Here is a 16,614-nt window from a genome sequence, read left to right on the forward strand (position 1 = left end):
CGGCGATCGCTTAGCGAACGCCGACTTTGCCCAGCATCTCCAGCAACTCGGACTTGGTGCAAAAGCCGATGTGTCGGGTGAGCAGCTTGCCGTCGGCCCCAAAGATGAGTTGGGCCGGGGCGGCGTCGACTTCGTATTTCTTGCGGAAGGCCACGTCGTGGAGCACATCCACGTAGCGCACGGCCAGGTTTTTCTTGAAGGCCTCGGCCACGTATTCGATGGAGCCTTCCATCACCGTACAGAAACCACATCGTTCGTAGCCGGCCTGGATCAGGGTGACCATGCCCGGCACCGGCTCCGCGCCGTACTGCACCTTGGGCGTGGCTTCGGCCGCGTTTGACGTCAGCAAGGCCAAGAGCGCGATGACGACAAGACGAGCGAAAATCATGAAGCGCCTCTCTTGCGTGTTGGGTTGGGACTGATTGTCTTTCCACGAATCATTGTCGCATAATTCGTCGCTCGCGGGCAATAGCCGCTTGAACAAAGTTCAGGCTGGCGACGACCGTCCGCGCTCAGCGTCCCAGGGCCAACTCGGCCAAGTCCTTGACCGCCAGGCGCTCGTCGAGGTTTTCGGCCTTGACGGCGTCGGAGAGCATTTTCAAGCAGTTGGGGCAGGCCACGGCCAGCACTTCCGCGCCGCTGGCCACGGCCTCGCGCACCCGTTCGCGGGCCGGCGCGCCGGGCCCCGCGCCGACGATGTCGGTGAAGAAGTTGCCGCCGCCGCCGCCGCAACACAGGGCGTTTTTGCGGGCGCGGGGCAGCTCGATCAGCTCCACCCCCGGCGTGGCCTGGAGGGCCTTGCGCGGGGCCTTGAATTCGCCGTTGTGGCGGCCCAGATAGCAGGGGTCGTGGAAGGCCACGCGGACGGCGCGGCCCGGGCCGGCCGGCGGCTGGGCCTTCAAGGCCGGGGCCAGCAATTGGCTGTAGTGAAACACCTCGAACTGGCCGCCCAGGGCGGGGTAGTGATTTCTGATGGCGTGATAGGCGTGGGGGTCGACGGTGACGATTTTTTGCACGCCGAGCCCCTGCCACTGCTCGATGTTGGCCTGGGCCAGCACCTCGAAGAGCATGCGTTCGCCCAGCACCCGCGTCTCGTTGCCGTCGGCCAGCTCACTGGCGCCCAGCACGCCAAAATCCACGCCGCGCTCTTTTAGCGCCGTGACCGCGGCGCGGGCCATCATTTGGGCCCGCTCGTCGTAGGAGGCCACGTCGCCGGCGTAGAATAGATATTCCTGGCCGGCGTAGGCGGCCAAATCCAGGCCCTTGGCCCAGTTGCCGCGGGCGCTTTGCGGGGCCTTGTAAGGGTTGCCGCTCTGCTGGATGGCCTTGAAATAGTCGCGCACGGTCGGCGGCACCTGGCCCTCCTCGACCATCAGCCCCCGGGCGGCGATGAAGGCGTCGAGGATGTGATCCTTGAACTTGGGAAAGTTACAGTGTTCGACGCAGTTGCCGCAGGCCGCGCAGGAATAGATGATCTCTTGCAGGCGCGGGCTGGTTTGCAATTGGCCGTCCAGCCAGCCGCGCAACAGCCACATGCGGCCGCCCGGCGAGAACGTCTCGAAACGATATTTAAGGTATGACGGGCAACTGAGGTCGGAGTAGTCGCTGGGCAGCTTGCAGTAGCCGCAGCGAAAACAGCGGTGCAGGATCTCGGCGTATTCCATCACATAGCCTCCCAGTTGCCCGGATTCATGATCCCGGCCGGATCGAGCATGGCCCGCACGCGGCCCATCAGGGCCAGCGCGCCCGGATCCATGCGCGCCATGATCTGTTTCTGGGCCGGCGCCTCGGCCTTCCAGGGGATGCCGCCCATGTCCAGGGCCGCCAGGTTGGTCTCCTCCAGGGCGGCCTGGGCCCGCGCGATGTCGGCCTGGTCGGCCCGGTTGAAGGCGTAGGCGTAGAAGAACATCATGGCGTGGCCCTGGCCGATGACCCGACAGCCCAGCGAATAGGCCACATCGTGGCGCTCGGCCACCTCCAGTCCGGTGCGATAGGCCTGGGCGAAGCGGTCGATGGGCATGATCGCCCCGACGTATTCAAAACCGCCGCCTTTTTTGACGTCGGCGAACTTGGCCAGGTTACTGGCCGGCTCTTCCATGAAGTTTTTCTTCATCGGCGGCGGCAGCATCATGAAGCCGCCCACCCGCTGTTTGATGAGGTCGCCGACGGCCGCGCTGAGCAGTTCGCGCTTCCAGGTCAGTTCTTCCTTGCTGTTGGCCGAATAAACGGCGTTGAAGTTGATCAGGCCATTGGCCCAAGCCGGCACGGGGGTCATCCAGGCGGTCATGTCCTCGATCACGCCCACGCCGGTGAGCTTGTTGATCACCTGGGCCCCCAACTCGGCGTCCTCGCAGACAAAGATGCGCACGTCGTTGAACGGCCGGCGGGGGAACAACTTGATGGCCAGCTTGGTCACCACGCCGGTGGCGCCGGCCCAGCCCAGGAACAGCCCGGCCAGATCGGGCAGGGGGGCCCGGCCGAACCACTCCGGCGAGACGGCGCAGGTGCCCAGGCGGGCCAGTTCGCCGTCGGGCAGCACCACTTCCAGGCCGCCCAGTTGATCGGTGTGATAGCCAGCCCAGGCCGACATGTGGCCCGAGCCGTGGATGAGCATGTTGCCGCCGACGGTGGCGATGGGCGGGGCGTCGGGCATGGAGTGCTTGAGGTCGGGATGATGCTTTTTGAGATAGGCCTGGAGCATGCCCTCGGAACAGCCGGCCTCGACCACGGCGTAACGGCAGAGGGCGTTGACCTCCAGGACACGGTTCATGCGCTTGAGATCCAAGACCAGCCCGCCCTTGAGCGGCCTGGTCAGGCCGGAAAGCACCAGCCCCCCGCCCATGGGCACCACCGGCACTTTATGTTGGCCGGCCAGGCGCACGATGGCCTGGATTTGGGCCGCGTCGGCGGGCATGGCCACCACGTCGGGGTCCGAGGGCGGCATGGTGCCCTGGTCGCGGGAATAGATGAAGCGCTCCTCGGCCGCGTCGGAGACAAAGGCCTCGCCGACGATCCGTTTCAATTGCTCGATGAATTGCCGCATGTCGTTCTAGCCTCCCATCACCAGCATTTGTTCGCCCAGGGCCATCTGGCACAGCTCGCTCATCAAGATGGGAATCACGCCGGCCTCGAAGACGTCGTGGCCCATGGTCATCAGGCAGGCCGGGCAGTTGAACACGCAGAACTGGGCCCCCACGGCCTTCATGTCGTCGATGTTCCTGCGCAGAAGATCGTCGGCCAACTGATCGCGCTGGTGCAGGCGGGGCACTCCGCCGCAGCACAGGGCGTTGTCGCGGTCGTATTGGCGCTGGGGCCGTTGCGCGCCGATCAGCGCGAAGATGTCGTCGACCAGCGGCTGCATCTGGGGACTCAAGCGGCTGGAGCAGGGCTGCTGATAGGCCACGGTCAGGCCCAGGGGCTTGATCTTGTCCTTGAGGCCGGTCAGGCGCTCCAGCAGATACTCGTAGAGGTGGATCGACTTCCACGGCACGTCGATGTTGAAGGCCGGGGCCAACTGGGTGTAGGTGCCATAGCATTCGTCGTGGTAGCAGACGATCTCGGTTATGCCGTTGGGCTCCAGGTGTTCTTTCCAGATCGTCTCGATGACCTTGGGCAGGCGTTGGCGGATGGTCGAATTGCCGGCGGTGTGCAGCCACATGACGTTGCAAAAAATATCCGAGCCGACAAAATACGAAGCGCCCTTGAACAGGTCGCCGCGCACCATGCGCGTGAGCATGGGGAAAAAGCACATGTTGATCACTGGATCGTGCAGAGGGCCGGGCTCGCGCACGCGGCGCGGGGCCATCATGGCCTCTTGCTGATGAATCAGCGGCAGCGGCGCGGGCCAGAGGCCCAGTTGCTCCTGTCGCTCGACCATCAGGTAAAACGGGTGGTTGCCGTTGGGACATCGCTGTTCGCAGGCGTAGCAGGTCAGGCAGTCCTCCAGGGCCTTGGCCTTTTGCCCGGCCAGGATCAGCCGCCGCTGTTCCTTGGCCGAGTCCAGGTCGAAGTCCATGTATTGGCAGCGCGTCAGGCAATCGATGGTCGGGCACGCGGCGCAGATGGCCGGGTCGTAGTTCAGGTCGTACACCGGATTCCTCCCCAGTTTTTGGTGATGGATATGTTGTCACGTGGGCAATCCGGCGGTCAATGGGAAAAACAACCATATGCACTAGTGGATGACATGAATATTGGCCAAAGAAAAAGCCCCGCTTTGGCGGGGCCTTGCAAAAAGGCGGCGGCGGCGGCTCAGACCGTGCACTGGCCCGGGCACTGGATGAAACCATAGGCGTCGTGGATGCGCAGGGCCTTTTCGCGCTGGGCCGGCGTCGAGCGGCGCGGCGTGGCCTCCGCGACCAGTCGGCCCAGGCGCTCCGGGCCGGGGATGGCCGCCAGCCCCGTGTCCACGACCTTGCCCGTGGCCACGTCCAACAGCTCGGCGTCCTGGCCGTTGGTGACCACGGCCAGGGGCAGCCAGGCGTCATCGCTGAGCAGGCGGGCGGTGGCCAGGGCCTCTTGCTCGCGGCTGACCAGCGAGCCCCGCGCGCAACGTATGATCATCGCCGGCCGCCCGGCGTGCTTGACCAACAGATCGGCGCTGACGCAGAGCGTGCGGCCCCGATGTTCGACCAGCCGGCCAAAGCCCACCTCCACCTCGCCGCGCTCGTAGCCCAATTCCAGCAGCAGCTTTTCCACGGCCTGGCGCACGTATTCGTCGTCACAGTAGGGCAGGAGGCGTCCGGTTATCAAATCTCTTTGCTGGCTCATTTTTATCCTCCTCGCCTCGGCTGGCCGGGGGATGCTAGAATGCTTCATATGAAGCTGGCGATCGTTTCCGACATCCACGGCAACCTGGAGGCGTTCCAGGCGGTTTTGGCCGATATCGCCGACCAAGGCGTCGAAGAGCGTTTTTGTCTGGGCGACCTGGTGGGCTACGGCCCCGACCCGCTGGCGGTCATCGATCTGGCGCGGCGGGAGGGCTTTGCCTGCGTGATGGGCAACCACGACCAAGCCGTTGTCGAGCCGGCCAGCCTGAGTTGGTTCAACCCCTTGGCCCGGCGCTCGCTGGAGCTTATCGCCAACCTCATCGACGAGCCCGCGCGGCGTTTCCTGGCCGGCCTGCCTATGTTTATTGTTAAGCATGGCTGCCGGTTCGTGCACGGTTTCCCGCCCGATAGCGCGCGGACTTATTTCTTCGAGGTGACCGGCCCGCGCCTGCGCCGCGCCCTGGAAGGCCTGGCCGAGGATATTTGTTTCGTGGGCCACACCCACGAACTGGAGATCGCCAGCCTGGTCGACGGCTGGGTGACGCCCTGCGGCCTGATCCAGGGCGCTTACGACCTGGGTCGCGGCAAGCACATCATCAACATTGGCAGCGTCGGCCAGCCCCGCGACGGCGATCGCAGCGCCAAATACGTTTTGTGGGACGTGGAGCGCCGCCGGCTGGAGGTGCGCTTCGTGGCCTACGACCCCGCGCCCACCGTGGCCAAGATCCTGGCCCTGGGCCTGCCCGAGCATCACGCCTCGCGGTTGCTGTGATGGGCGCTTCTCATTGAAATTGATCGGCAAATATCAAGTGCTGGGGCTGTTGGGCCGTGGCGGCATGGGCGTGGTCCACAAAGTCGCCGCGCCGGGCGGCTGGCCCTTGCTGGCCTTGAAGCTCTTGCGGCCGAGCGATCTGTTGGCCAGGCTGTGGGGCCGGGCCGAGTTGCGCCGCCGCTTCGCGCGGGAGGCTCGGCTGCTGGCCGGCCTGCGCCACCCCAATCTGGTGGCCGTGCTGGACATGGATCTGGTGGCCAACCCGCCCTATTATGTTATGGAATACCTCTGCGACAACCTGGGCCAGCTCATCGGCGAGGGCTACGACCCCCAAACGCCCAGCCGCGTCCTGCGGCCCGAACGGGCCCTGGCGCTGACGCGCCAAGCCCTGGCCGGCCTGGCGGCCCTGCATCGGGCGGGGGTGGTCCACCGTGATTTCAAGCCCTACAATCTGTTGCTCGACGACCAAGGCCGGGCGCGGCTGGCCGATCTGGGCCTTTCGCGGCTGCGCGGCGAGCGCCGGCCCGGCCCGGCCAACCTGAAGGTTGGCTCGCCCCACTACGCCGCGCCCGAGCAGGTGGCCGACCCCGAATCGGCCGGCCCGGCCGCGGACCTCTACGCCGTGGCGGTCTGCCTGCATCGCCTGGTGACGGGCCTGTTGCCCGGGGCCTTGCCGGCCAGCGCCCTGGCCCCCGGCCTGGACAGCGCGTGGGATGATTTTTTTGGCCGGGCGTTGGCCGCCGATCCGGCCAGGCGACCGGCCAGCGCCGGGCGCATGATCGACGACTTGAGCGCCCTTGGCCGCCGCTGGGCCGTCCGGCGTGGCGAACTCTGCGCCCTGGCCCAGCCCTGGCCCGGCGTCGCGCAACGCGAGGCCTCACCCGCCCCCTTGCCCGCGCGCCCGGCCAAGTTCGGGCCCAAGCAGGCTCGCCAGCGCCTGGGCCTGGATGAGCTCTGGCGGCCGCTGGCCCGGCCGGCCCGCCTGGCGGCGATCGACGATCGGTTGGCGCGCGACCTGGACCGCGGCCTGATCTGGCAGCGCGGCGGCTCGGGCCGACCCATGGACTGGCCCAGCGCCCAGGCTTGGGCGGCCGAGTTGGCCCAGAGTGGCTTTGCCGGCCGTCACGACTGGCGCTTGCCCACCGCCGCCGAGGCGGCCACGCTGATCGGCCCGCCACCGGCCCAGGGCGGCCTGTGCCTGGAGTCGATCTTCGATCAGGCCCAGAGCCGCCTGTGGACCAGCGACCGCGCTTCGTTTCGCGCCGCCTGGATGGTCGGTTTGCGCACGGGCTTCGTGGGCCGCCAGGACTTCACCTGCCGCAACCACGTCCGCGCCGTTGGCGGCCCGATCCTATAGCCCGCCCCGGCCCCGCGCCAATTGGCCGGCGATGCGCGCCACGTGACGGCCCTGGAAGCGGGCGATGGACAGCTCGTTTTTGCTGGGTTGGCGCGAACCATCGTTGGCGGCGATGGTGGTGGCCCCATAGGGCGTGCCGCCGCTGATCTCGCCCATCTCCAAAAGCCCCGGCTCGGTGAAGGGCACGCCGACGAGGATCATGCCGTGGTGCAAAAGCGTGGTGTGAAAGCTGAGGATGGTCGATTCCTGACCACCGTGCTGGGTGCCGGTGCTGGCGAAGACGCTGCCCAGCTTGCCGACAAGCTCGCCGCGCACCCAAAGCTGCGAGGTGCGGTCGAGGAAGTTGCGCATCTGCGAGCACATCATGCCAAAGCGGGTGGGCGTGCCAAAGATGATGGCGTCGGCCTGGGCCAGCTCGGCCGGCTCGGCCACGGGCACGTGGGCGAAGGCCCGCCTGGTCTTGTCGGCGCCGCTTTGGGCCAAGGCCGCCTCGGGCACCAGCTCGGGCACCTGATAGAGGGCCACCTCGGCCCCCGGCTCGCGCCTGGCCCCTTCGGCCACGGCCTCGGCCAACTTATACACGTGGCCGTACATGCTGTAGAAAACGATATGAACGCGCATCAAAAAACCCCCTTGGCTGTGGGACAAACCACCGGCCGCGCGCATGACGGTTGCATCGCCGCGCGCGGGCCGTTATGTTGATTGTAACCCGTCGCCAACGGCCAACCAACAAGGAAAGCGCCGATGGAAAAGCCGCACTCAGACCTCGACTGGATCGAAAAGCTGCTGATCGCCGCCGGGCTGGTGACGCTTTCCACTTTTTTGTACGTGGCCCACTATTTTTTGTTCGACAGCGCCCACGGCCCGGCCTACTACGCCGACAAGGTTTTTTCGCACATCGCCTTCTTGCCCATACACGCCCTGGTGCTGGGCGTGATCATTGACGGCATGATCACTTTCCGCGAGCGCCAGGGGCGCAAGCGGCGACTGAACATGTTCCTGGGCATCTTTTTCCGCCAACTGGGGGCCGACATCCTGGCCATGGCCAGCGGCCTGTGCCAGAACCGCGACGAGCTCGACGCCATCACCGTGGTGCATCAGCAATGGGGCGCCCGCGATTTTCGCCGCGCCCGCCAGGGCCTGGCCGCCTTTCGGCCACGCATGGCCGCCGACGAAAAACAGGTGCTGGCCCTGCTGGATTATCTGCGCCAGCGCGAGGGCGATATCCTGGAGATGACCCGCAACCCCCTGGTGCTGGAATTCGAGGATCTTTACCACGGGTTGATCTCGCTTTTTCACCTCATCGAGGAGATCCACTACCGCAACTCCGACCAGGCCTTTTCGCCGGGCGAATTGACCCACCTGGCCAAGGACGTGGGCAAGTCGCTCAAGCAACTTTCGCATCTCTGGCTGATTTATCTGGAGCACCTCAAGGCCGAGCACCCGGTGTTGTTCCACTGCCAGGTGGGCGTGTGCAGCACCATCGGGACCATGCTGCTGGAGGACCGCTACGACGATTGAAGGACGCGGCGGCCCCAAAAAAGCAAACCCCCGGCGCGAGGCCGGGGGCTTTGGCCGATCGGGCCGGCGCTCTAGCGGTCGTTCTTGGTGCCGAAATAGACCAGCGACGTCACGCACGACCAGAAAAAGGCCGCGCCCAGAGCGCCGAGAATCACGTCGAACATTTTTGTCCTCCATCCGTGCAAGGGGCCTTGTCGCCAGGTTTTTGGGGCATATTAATACACCCCGGCCCGGCGGGAAAGTCTTTTCGCGCGCCTGTCAGCGCCCGCCGTTCAAGAGCTTTCGCGTCTCCTGGGCGATCTTGAGCTCCTCGTTGGTGGGCGTGACCAGCACCTGCACCAACGCGCCCTCGGGGCTGATCAGGCGCGGGCCGTGGTTGGGGGCCAGGTTGCGCGCCGGGTCGATGGCGATCCCCAAGCCCTCCAGGCCCCGGCAGCACAGCTCGCGCACCTGGGGCGCGTTTTCGCCGATGCCGGCGGTGAAGACCAGGGCGTCGAGCCGGCCCAGGGCGGCCAGGTAGGCGCCGATGTATTTTTTGATGCGGTAGGCGTAGACGGCCAGGGCCGTGGCGGCCTTTTCGTCGCCGTTGTGGCTGGCCTCGATGACCTGGCGCATGTCGTTGTGGCCGCAGAGGCCCTTGAGGCCGCTTTCCTTGTTGAGCAGGCGGTCGATGTCCTTCAGGCCCAGGCCCAACTGGTCGGCCAGAAAAAAGGGCAGGGCCGGGTCCACGTCGCCACTGCGCGTGCCCATGACCAGGCCCTCCAGGGGCGTCAGGCCCATGGTGGTGTCGATGCATCTGCCGCCGCGCACGGCGGCCATGCTGGCCCCGTTGCCCAGGTGGACGGTGATGATGTCGAGTTCCTCGACTGGCCGGCCCAGAAACAGCGCGGTCTGCTCGGTGACGTACCAGTGGGAGGTGCCGTGGAAGCCGTAGCGCCGCACACGGTGCTTTTGGTAAAGCTCGTAGGGCAGGGCGTAGAGGAACGCCTCGGCCGGGATGGTCTGGTGAAAGGCCGTGTCAAATACGGCCACCTGGGCGGCCTGGGGGAAGATCTGCCGGGCCACGCGCACGCCCACCAGGTTTGGCGGGTTGTGCAGAGGGGCCAGGGCGGCGTTTTCCTCGATGGCGGCGATGACCGCCTCGTCGATGAGGCAGGGGGCCTTGAAGCGCTCGCCGCCGTGGACGACGCGGTGGCCCACGGCGTCGATGTCGGACTTGTGGGTGATGACGCCCACGCCGGGGGCGGTGAGCAGCTCGACGATCAGATCGAGGCCCTGGTGGTGGTCGGCGATGGCCCGGTCGTATTGGCCGAGCCTTTCCTGGCCGTCGATGAAGGCCTTGTGGCGCAGGGAGCTTTGCTCCTCGCCGATGCGTTCGGCCAGGCCCGAGGCCAGAATGACCGCGCGCTCCATGTCGAAGAGCTGATACTTGATCGATGAACTGCCGGTGTTGATGACCAGGATGCGCATTACTTGAGCCCCTTGACCGCCTGGGCCTGGATGGCGGTGATGGCGATGGTGTTGAGCACGTCGGAGATGGTGCAGCCGCGGCTGAGGTCGTTGACGGGCTTGTTGAGGCCCTGCAAAACCGGCCCGATGGCCAGGGCCTTGGCCGAACGCTGCACGGCCTTGTAGGTGTTGTTGCCGGTGTTCAGGTCGGGGAAAATGAACACCGTGGCGTGGCCGGCCACCTCGGAGCCGGGCATCTTGGCCTGGGCCACGGCCGAATCCACGGCGGCGTCGTATTGGATGGGCCCTTCGATCTTCAGGTCGAGCCCGCGGGCGACGGCCTTTTCCTTGGCCATGGCGGTGGCCTCGCGCACCTTGTCGACGTCCAGGCCCGCGCCGCTGTCGCCGGTGGAGTAGGAGAGCATGGCCACCCTGGGCTCGATGCCAAAGGTCTTGGCGGTCAGGGCGCTGTCGAGGGCGATCTCGGAGAGCTGGACGGCGGTGGGATTGGGGTTGACGGCGCAGTCGCCGTAGACCAGCACCCGCTCGGCCAGGCACATGAAAAAGACGCTGGAGACGACGGTGGTGCCGGGCTTGGTCTTGATGATCTCGAAGGCCGGGCGCACGGTGGCGGCGGTGGTGTGCACCGCGCCGGAGACCATGCCGTCGGCGTCGCCGACGTGGACCATCATCGTGCCGAAATAGCTGGCGTCGCTGACGGCGTCGCGGGCGTTTTCGGGGGTGATGCCCTTGTGCTTGCGCAGCTCGTAGAACTGCTGGGCGTAGTCTTCGAGCTTGTCCGAGCGCTGGGGATCAATGACCGGGACGTCTTCCAGGCGCAGGGAAAACTCGCGAATGCGGTCGCGGACGCGGCTTTCGTTGCCCAGCAGGGTGATGTCGACGACGTCACGGCTGAGCAGTATCTCGGCCGCCCGCAGGATGCGCTCGTCCTCGCCCTCGGGCAGGACGATGTGCTGCTTGTGCTTGCGCGCCCTTTGCAGCAGGCGATACTCGAACATCTTGGGCGTCATCATCGAGGTCTCGGAGGTGACGATCTTGCCGGCCAGGGCCTCGTCGTCGACGCTCTTTTCAAAGACGGCCAGGGCCCTGGCGATCTTGCGGTCGTCGTGGGGCGAGAGCTTGGCGCAGACGGCCTCGACCTTGATGGCGGTGGGGTAGGTGTTTTCGGCCACGCTAAGCACCGGGACCATGCGCGAAAAGCCGGTGATCAGCTCGCGGATGGGCTCCTCGGGCAACAGCCCCCCGGTGAGGATGATGCCGGCGATCTTGGGCATGGACTGGGAGCTGAGCGAGGCCAGGCTGGCCACCAGCACGTCGGCCCGGTCGCCGGAGGTGATGACCAGGGTTCCGTGGTTGATGCGTTGCAGGAAGTTGTGCATCTGCATGGCCGCCACGGTGAAGCTGTGGACGTTGCGGTTCAAGTGCTCGTGGCCGTAGAGCACCTTGGCCCCCAGGCTCTTGGCCACCTCGCCCACGGTGGGCAGCGACAGGGTGCGGCGGTTGGGCACGGCGTAGACGAGCTGGTTCTTGGCGAAGCGCATTTGCTTGATGGTCTTGATGATGACGTCCTGCTCGCCGGGGCGGACCCGGTTGACGATGGTGGCCACCACCTCGCAGCCGCGGGTGCGCAGCGAATCGAACGACAGCTCCACGGCCCGGGCGGTCTCGTCGACGCTCTTGTTGTGGGCGTTGGCCACCAGAAGGACGGGGGCCTGGAAGAGCTTGGCCAGCTCGGAGTTGATGTCGAACTCGAAGGCGCTGGTGGAGTGGACGAAATCGGTGCCCTCGTAGAGCACGAAGTCGAAGTTTTCCTCCAGCTTGCTGTTCTTGGCCAGAATCTGCTCGACCAACTCGGAGCGACGGCCCATCGACCACATCATCTCCGATTCGGCGGCGGTGAAGGCGTACATGTCGTGGATGGGGATGCCCAGCTTGAAGTGCTCGGCGATCAAGTTGATGTCGTGATCGATGACGCAGGGGTCGGCGGCGCAGCCGTTACTCTGGATGATCGGTCGGAAAAAGGCCACCTTGTCGATCATGCGCATGAGCATCTCCATGACGCCCAGGCAGATGACCGACTTGCCACTGTAGGCTTCGGTCGAGGTGATATAGAGGCTGTTGGCCATGGTTTCTCTCCGGTTTTTCGTCGCGGGCGCGTTGGCGTCGCGAGCGCGTTGGCCTTGGAAGATGCTTGCCCTGATGGTCGTTGCGTGGGCGCGGCGCGCGGCCGGCCCGGCCTTGGCCCTTATCGGCTCCGTCCTAACCGAAATTGTGACGCAAATCACAGATTGCGTAAATGGCGTATCTCGCCTGCAACTTCATTATGAAGGGCCGGCCGGTGGAGTCAATGCCTTGCGCGCATGGCCCCGCCTCGCCTTGACACCGGCCCATTGCTGAGATAACTTCCTTTATTCGGCCGCTTTTTCGCAAAAAAAGGGGAACAAGGCCAAACGCAATTTTTCGTTTCAAAGCAATGGGGAAAAGGCAAATGCAAGAGTTTCGTAGGATGAAAAGGCTTCCCCCTTATGTCTTCGCGGTGGTCACCGAGCTGAAAATGGCCGCCCGTCGCCGCGGCGAGGACATCATCGACCTGGGCATGGGCAACCCCGACCTGCCCACCCCCGATCATATCGTGGAGAAGTTGGTGGAAGCCGCCCGCAAGGGCGCCAACCACCGCTACTCCGCTAGCAAGGGCATCACCAAGCTGCGCCACGCCATCGCCGCCTGGTACAAGCGGCGCTATGACGTCGACATAGATCCCGAGACCGAGGCCGTGGCCACCATCGGCGTCAAGGAAGGCCTCAGCCACCTGGTGCTGGCCACCATCAGCCCCGGCGACGTGGTGCTGGCCCCCAGCCCGACCTACCCGATCCATCCCTACAGCGTGGTCATCGCCGGCGGCGACCTGCGCAACGTGCCCATTTTGCCCGACCGCGACTTTTTCGAGGATCTGCAAACGGCCCTGCGTCAGACCTGGCCCCAGCCCAAGATGCTCATCACCAGCTTCCCCCACAACCCCACCACCGTCTGCGTGGATTTGGCGTTCATGACCAAGCTGGTGGAATTCTGTAAGGAAAACCAGATCTGGCTGGTGCACGACTTCGCCTACGCCGACCTGACCTTCGACGGCTACGAAGCGCCCAGCGTTTTGCAGGTGCCGGGGGCCAAGGACATCGCCGTGGAGTTTTTCAGCGCCAGCAAGAGCTACTCCATGGCCGGCTGGCGGCTGGGCTTCTGCGTGGGCAACCGCGAGATGGTCAACGCCCTCACGCGCATCAAGAGCTACCTGGACTACGGCGTCTTCCAGCCCATCCAGATCGCCGGCATCATCGCCCTCAACGAAGACCAGGAGTGCGTCAAGCAGATCGTCGAGGTCTATCGCAGCCGCCGCGACGTGCTGATCAACGGCCTGGAGCGCATCGGCTGGCATGTGCCCTCGCCCAAGGGCACCATGTTCGTCTGGGCCAAGATCCCCGAACCATACCGCGCCGCCGGCTCGGTGGAGTTCTGCAAAAAGCTGGTGGAAGAGGCCAAGGTGGCCGTGAGCCCCGGCATCGGCTTTGGCGAATACGGCGACGAATACGTGCGGTTCGCCCTGGTCGAAAACGAGCAGCGCATCAACCAGGCCATCCGCGGCCTGCGCAAGTTCCTGTGCTGAAACGGCCGGGCGGCGAAGGAGGCTCCATGACGCGAAAACGCATCAACGTCGGCCTGATCGGCCTGGGCACGGTGGGCGGCGGCGTGGCCCGTCTGCTTTTGGAGCAACAGCGCCGCCTGTCCGATTATCTGGGCGCCGAATTGACCCTGGCCAGGGCCGCCGATCGTGATCCGGCCCTGGCCCAGGGCCTCGACTTGCCCGCCGGCGTCCTGGTCGCCGATGGCGCGGCCGTGGTCGCCGACCCCCAGGTCGACATCGTCGTCGAGCTGATCGGCGGCCTGGAGCCGGCCCGGGCGTTCGTGCTGGCGGCCATTGCCGGCGGCAAACACGTGGCCACGGCCAACAAGGCCCTGCTGGCCCACCACGGCCGCGAGATCTTCCTGGCCGCCCGGCAAAAGGGCGTGGGCGTGGCCTTCGAGGCCTCGGTGGGCGGCGGCATCCCGCTCATCCGCAGCCTGCGCGAGGGCCTGGCCGCCAACGACATCAGCCACTGCCTGGGCATCCTGAACGGCACCTGCAACTTCATCCTCAGCAAGATGACCGCCGAGGGCGCGGCCTACGCCGACGTGCTGGCCCAGGCCCAGCAAGAAGGCTACGCCGAGGCCGACCCCACCTTCGACGTGGCCGGCACCGACACCGCCCACAAGCTGGCCATCATCGCCGCCCTGGTCACCGGACGTCAGCCCGAGCTCAACGACATCTCCACCGAGGGCATCACCAAGATCGCCCCGCTGGACATCCAACTGGCCGGCGAGTTCGGCTTCAAGGTCAAGCTGCTGGCCGTGCTGCGCAAGGTCGGCCAGGCGGTGGAGCTGCGCGTGCACCCCACGCTGGTGCCGCTGGGCCATCCCATGGCCAGCGTGGATGGGCCCTTCAACGCCCTGTTCGTCGAGGGCGACTGGGTGGGCGAGGTGTTGCTCTATGGCCGGGGGGCCGGCCGGCGGCCCACGGCCTCGGCCGTGGTCGGCGACGTGCTCGACCTGGCCCGCGACGTGCTTTGCGGCTGCCCCGGCCGGGTGCCGCCGCTGGGCTCGGCCGCCGAGCCCGAGGGTCCGCTGGCCCTGGCCCCGCTGGATCAGACGGTGTGCAAGTATTATTTCCGTTTTGCCGCCCAAGATAAACCCGGCGTGCTGGCGGCCATCAGCGCGGTGCTGGCCGAGCACCGGATTTCCATCGAGGCCGTGATCCAGAAAGGCCGCGAGGAGGCCGGGCCGGTGCCCATCGTCATGCTGACCCACGAGGCCAACGAGGCGGCGGTGCAACGGGCCCTGGCGCGCATCAACGCCTTGCCCTTCATCGCCGAGGACACCATGTTTATCCGCGTGGCCGGCTAGACCCGGCGGGAGCGGTTTCAAGGATCATGAAATACATCGTTTTGGTGGGCGACGGCATGGGCGATCTGCCCGTGGACGAACTGGGCGGCCAGACCGTCCTGCAAGCGGCCCACACCCCCAACATGGATCGTCTGGCCGCCAGCGGCCTGCTGGGCCTGACCAAGACCATCCCCGAGGGCATGGAGCCGGGCTCGGACGTGGCCAACATGTCGCTGATGGGCTATGATCCGGCCCGCTATCACACGGGCCGCTCGCCCATCGAGGCCGCCTCCATGGGCGTGGACCTGGGGCCGGAGGAGATCGCCTTTCGCTGCAATCTGGTCACGCTCGACTACGGCCCGCCCGCGCTGATGATCGACTATTCGGCCGGCCACATCGATAGCGAAACCGCCGCCGGGCTGGTGGGCGCCCTGCAACGGGCCCTGGGCCGCGACGGCCTGACCTTCCACCCCGGCGTGAGTTATCGGCACTTGTTGGTCTGGCGCGGCGGACCCCTGGACGCGGCCACCGTGCCGCCCCACGACCGCACCGGCCAACGGGTCGATGACGCCCTCGACGGGCCCGGCCCGGCCCGGGCCGTGGCCGAACTGATCCGCGCCAGTTGGCCCGTGCTGCGGGATCACCCGATCAACGCCGAGCGCCTGGCCAAGGGCCTGCGGCCGGCCAACAGCATCTGGCTGTGGGGCCAGGGCACCAAGCCGGCCCTGCCCACGGTGGGCCAGCGCTTCGGCCTGAGCGGCCGGACGATCTCGGCGGTGGACTTGGTCAAGGGCCTGGGCGTGCTGGCCGGTCTGCCGCCGGTGGACGTGCCGGGGGCCACGGGCTGGCTGGACACCAACTACGCCGGCAAGATCGCCGCCGCCCTGGCGGCCCTGGCCGAGGGCGACATGGCCTTCGTGCACGTGGAGGCCCCCGACGAGGCCGGCCACGGCGGGGATTATCGCAAAAAGCTCCAGGCCATCGAGGATTTCGACGCCAAGGTTGTCGGGCCCATCGTCAAGGGCGCGGCCGACCTGGGGCGCTATCGAGTGTTGCTCATGCCCGATCACTACACGCCGCTGTGCACCAAGACCCACGGCCGTCAGGCGGTGCCGTTCGTGATCTGGGATTCGGCCCGGGCGGCGGCCGGCGGGGCCGGCTTCAACGAGCCGGCGGCGGCGGCCACGGGCCTGGTGGTCGAAAGGGCCCACGAGCTGTTGCCCATGCTGGTGGAGGTCAAGTGATCCACCGCTGGCGGATGCGCCCGCTTTTTGGCGACACCGACTCGATGGGCGTGGTCTATCACGGCAATTATCTGCGCTATTTCGAGCGTGGACGGGCCGAACTGATGCGCGCGGCCGGCCGGGCCTACACCGAGTTGATGGACCTGGGCCTGCATCTGCCGGTCAGCGAGGCCTGGGTCAAGTATCACCGGCCGGCGCGCTACGACGACGATCTGGTCATCGAAACCAGCGTGGATTGGATCAAGAAGGCCTCGCTGCGCTTCGAGTACAAGATTGTCCGCGCGGCGGGCGACGATGAGGTTTTGTTGGTCAGCGGGGCCACGGTCCACGCCTGCGTCGACGGCCAGGGCCGCGTGCGGCCGCTGCCCCAATGGTTGACCGGGTTGACTAAACGCTCGGACGAGTGAAGTGAAACGCCGGCCTGGCGGTCGCCCAAAGCGGCCGCCTTGCCGTTTGTATACACACTTTACTTGCGCGGGCAAAACAGGAATGCTAAAGAAAGTGGGTTTGAAA

Annotated in this window: 15 protein-coding genes; 7 read left to right on the forward strand and 8 right to left on the reverse strand. The window is 66.2% G+C overall.

Annotated features, from left to right (window positions below):
* Positions 1-10 precede the first annotated feature (10 nt).
* From DEBA_RS06840 to DEBA_RS06860, 5 genes are all read right to left on the reverse strand, one after another.
* Positions 11-388 carry a thioredoxin family protein gene (locus DEBA_RS06840; protein ID WP_013258190.1) on the reverse strand — a complete coding sequence of 126 codons (378 nt, stop codon included), beginning with the start codon at positions 386-388 and terminating at the stop codon, positions 11-13.
* 124 nt (positions 389-512) lie between these two features.
* Positions 513-1,664 carry a (Fe-S)-binding protein gene (locus DEBA_RS06845; protein WP_013258191.1) on the reverse strand — a complete coding sequence of 384 codons (1,152 nt, stop codon included), beginning with the start codon at positions 1,662-1,664 and terminating at the stop codon, positions 513-515.
* Positions 1,664-3,043 carry an FAD-binding oxidoreductase gene (locus tag DEBA_RS06850; protein WP_013258192.1) on the reverse strand — a complete coding sequence of 460 codons (1,380 nt, stop codon included), beginning with the start codon at positions 3,041-3,043 and terminating at the stop codon, positions 1,664-1,666. The genes DEBA_RS06845 and DEBA_RS06850 overlap by 1 nt, the downstream gene beginning before the upstream one ends.
* A gap of 6 nt (positions 3,044-3,049) precedes the next feature.
* On the reverse strand, positions 3,050-4,090 hold the full coding sequence (locus tag DEBA_RS06855; RefSeq protein ID WP_013258193.1) for a (Fe-S)-binding protein: 1,041 nt from the start codon (positions 4,088-4,090) through the stop codon (positions 3,050-3,052).
* A gap of 158 nt (positions 4,091-4,248) precedes the next feature.
* On the reverse strand, positions 4,249-4,767 hold the full coding sequence (locus DEBA_RS06860) for a type I restriction enzyme HsdR N-terminal domain-containing protein (RefSeq protein WP_013258194.1): 519 nt from the start codon (positions 4,765-4,767) through the stop codon (positions 4,249-4,251).
* Between the two features lie 48 nt (positions 4,768-4,815).
* Between DEBA_RS06860 and DEBA_RS06865 the strand changes: the two genes are divergently transcribed.
* A complete protein-coding gene (locus tag DEBA_RS06865; protein WP_043813927.1) occupies positions 4,816-5,538 on the forward strand; it encodes a metallophosphoesterase family protein in 723 nt (240 codons plus the stop codon).
* 13 nt (positions 5,539-5,551) lie between these two features.
* Entirely contained in the window at positions 5,552-6,895 is a 1,344-nt protein-coding gene (locus DEBA_RS06870; RefSeq protein ID WP_013258196.1) for a protein kinase domain-containing protein, read from the forward strand.
* Here the strand turns inward: DEBA_RS06870 and wrbA are convergent.
* A complete protein-coding gene (wrbA, locus tag DEBA_RS06875; RefSeq protein WP_013258197.1) occupies positions 6,890-7,516 on the reverse strand; it encodes an NAD(P)H:quinone oxidoreductase in 627 nt (208 codons plus the stop codon). The two genes, DEBA_RS06870 and wrbA, sit on opposite strands and share 6 nt — an antisense overlap.
* A 123-nt stretch (positions 7,517-7,639) precedes the next feature.
* Here wrbA and DEBA_RS06880 point away from each other — a divergent pair, with 123 nt between their 5' ends.
* A complete protein-coding gene (locus DEBA_RS06880; RefSeq protein ID WP_013258198.1) occupies positions 7,640-8,416 on the forward strand; it encodes a hypothetical protein in 777 nt (258 codons plus the stop codon).
* A gap of 258 nt (positions 8,417-8,674) precedes the next feature.
* Here DEBA_RS06880 and DEBA_RS06885 read toward each other — a convergent pair whose 3' ends face one another.
* Positions 8,675-9,886 (reverse strand): acetate kinase, encoded by a 1,212-nt coding sequence (locus DEBA_RS06885; RefSeq protein ID WP_013258200.1) that lies wholly within the window; start codon positions 9,884-9,886, stop codon positions 8,675-8,677.
* On the reverse strand, positions 9,886-12,012 hold the full coding sequence (gene pta / locus DEBA_RS06890) for a phosphate acetyltransferase (RefSeq protein ID WP_013258201.1): 2,127 nt from the start codon (positions 12,010-12,012) through the stop codon (positions 9,886-9,888). Before pta ends, DEBA_RS06885 begins: the two co-directional genes overlap by 1 nt.
* Before the next feature lie 362 nt (positions 12,013-12,374).
* On the opposite strand from pta, the gene alaC reads away from it, so the two are divergent.
* From alaC to DEBA_RS06910, 4 genes are read left to right on the forward strand one after another with little or no spacing between them, the layout of a single operon-like run.
* Positions 12,375-13,544: an alanine transaminase gene (gene alaC, locus DEBA_RS06895; RefSeq protein ID WP_013258202.1), complete on the forward strand. Its 1,170-nt coding sequence runs from the start codon at positions 12,375-12,377 to the stop codon at positions 13,542-13,544.
* A 26-nt stretch (positions 13,545-13,570) separates the two neighbouring features.
* Positions 13,571-14,878: a homoserine dehydrogenase gene (locus DEBA_RS06900; protein ID WP_013258203.1), complete on the forward strand. Its 1,308-nt coding sequence runs from the start codon at positions 13,571-13,573 to the stop codon at positions 14,876-14,878.
* Between the two features lie 26 nt (positions 14,879-14,904).
* Positions 14,905-16,101: a cofactor-independent phosphoglycerate mutase gene (locus DEBA_RS06905; protein WP_013258204.1), complete on the forward strand. Its 1,197-nt coding sequence runs from the start codon at positions 14,905-14,907 to the stop codon at positions 16,099-16,101.
* On the forward strand, positions 16,098-16,508 hold the full coding sequence (locus DEBA_RS06910) for an acyl-CoA thioesterase (RefSeq protein ID WP_013258205.1): 411 nt from the start codon (positions 16,098-16,100) through the stop codon (positions 16,506-16,508). Before DEBA_RS06905 ends, DEBA_RS06910 begins: the two co-directional genes overlap by 4 nt.
* The last annotated feature ends 106 nt before the right edge of the window (positions 16,509-16,614 follow it).

This window comes from Desulfarculus baarsii DSM 2075, from assembly GCF_000143965.1.
Lineage (GTDB): Bacteria > Desulfobacterota > Desulfarculia > Desulfarculales > Desulfarculaceae > Desulfarculus > Desulfarculus baarsii.

Bases quoted from the DNA above. Each gene is read 5' to 3' on its own strand.
- DEBA_RS06880 (WP_013258198.1), top strand. From the start codon at position 7,640: ATGGAAAAGCCGCACTCAGACCTCGACTGGATCGAAAAGCTGCTGATC.
- DEBA_RS06885 (WP_013258200.1), bottom strand. From the start codon at position 9,886: ATGCGCATCCTGGTCATCAACACCGGCAGTTCATCGATCAAGTATCAG.
- wrbA (WP_013258197.1), bottom strand. From the start codon at position 7,516: ATGCGCGTTCATATCGTTTTCTACAGCATGTACGGCCACGTGTATAAG.
- alaC (WP_013258202.1), top strand. From the start codon at position 12,375: ATGCAAGAGTTTCGTAGGATGAAAAGGCTTCCCCCTTATGTCTTCGCG.
- DEBA_RS06860 (WP_013258194.1), bottom strand. From the start codon at position 4,767: ATGAGCCAGCAAAGAGATTTGATAACCGGACGCCTCCTGCCCTACTGT.
- DEBA_RS06845 (WP_013258191.1), bottom strand. From the start codon at position 1,664: ATGGAATACGCCGAGATCCTGCACCGCTGTTTTCGCTGCGGCTACTGC.
- DEBA_RS06905 (WP_013258204.1), top strand. From the start codon at position 14,905: ATGAAATACATCGTTTTGGTGGGCGACGGCATGGGCGATCTGCCCGTG.
- DEBA_RS06865 (WP_043813927.1), top strand. From the start codon at position 4,816: ATGAAGCTGGCGATCGTTTCCGACATCCACGGCAACCTGGAGGCGTTC.
- DEBA_RS06840 (WP_013258190.1), bottom strand. From the start codon at position 388: ATGATTTTCGCTCGTCTTGTCGTCATCGCGCTCTTGGCCTTGCTGACG.
- pta (WP_013258201.1), bottom strand. From the start codon at position 12,012: ATGGCCAACAGCCTCTATATCACCTCGACCGAAGCCTACAGTGGCAAG.
- DEBA_RS06900 (WP_013258203.1), top strand. From the start codon at position 13,571: ATGACGCGAAAACGCATCAACGTCGGCCTGATCGGCCTGGGCACGGTG.
- DEBA_RS06850 (WP_013258192.1), bottom strand. From the start codon at position 3,043: ATGCGGCAATTCATCGAGCAATTGAAACGGATCGTCGGCGAGGCCTTT.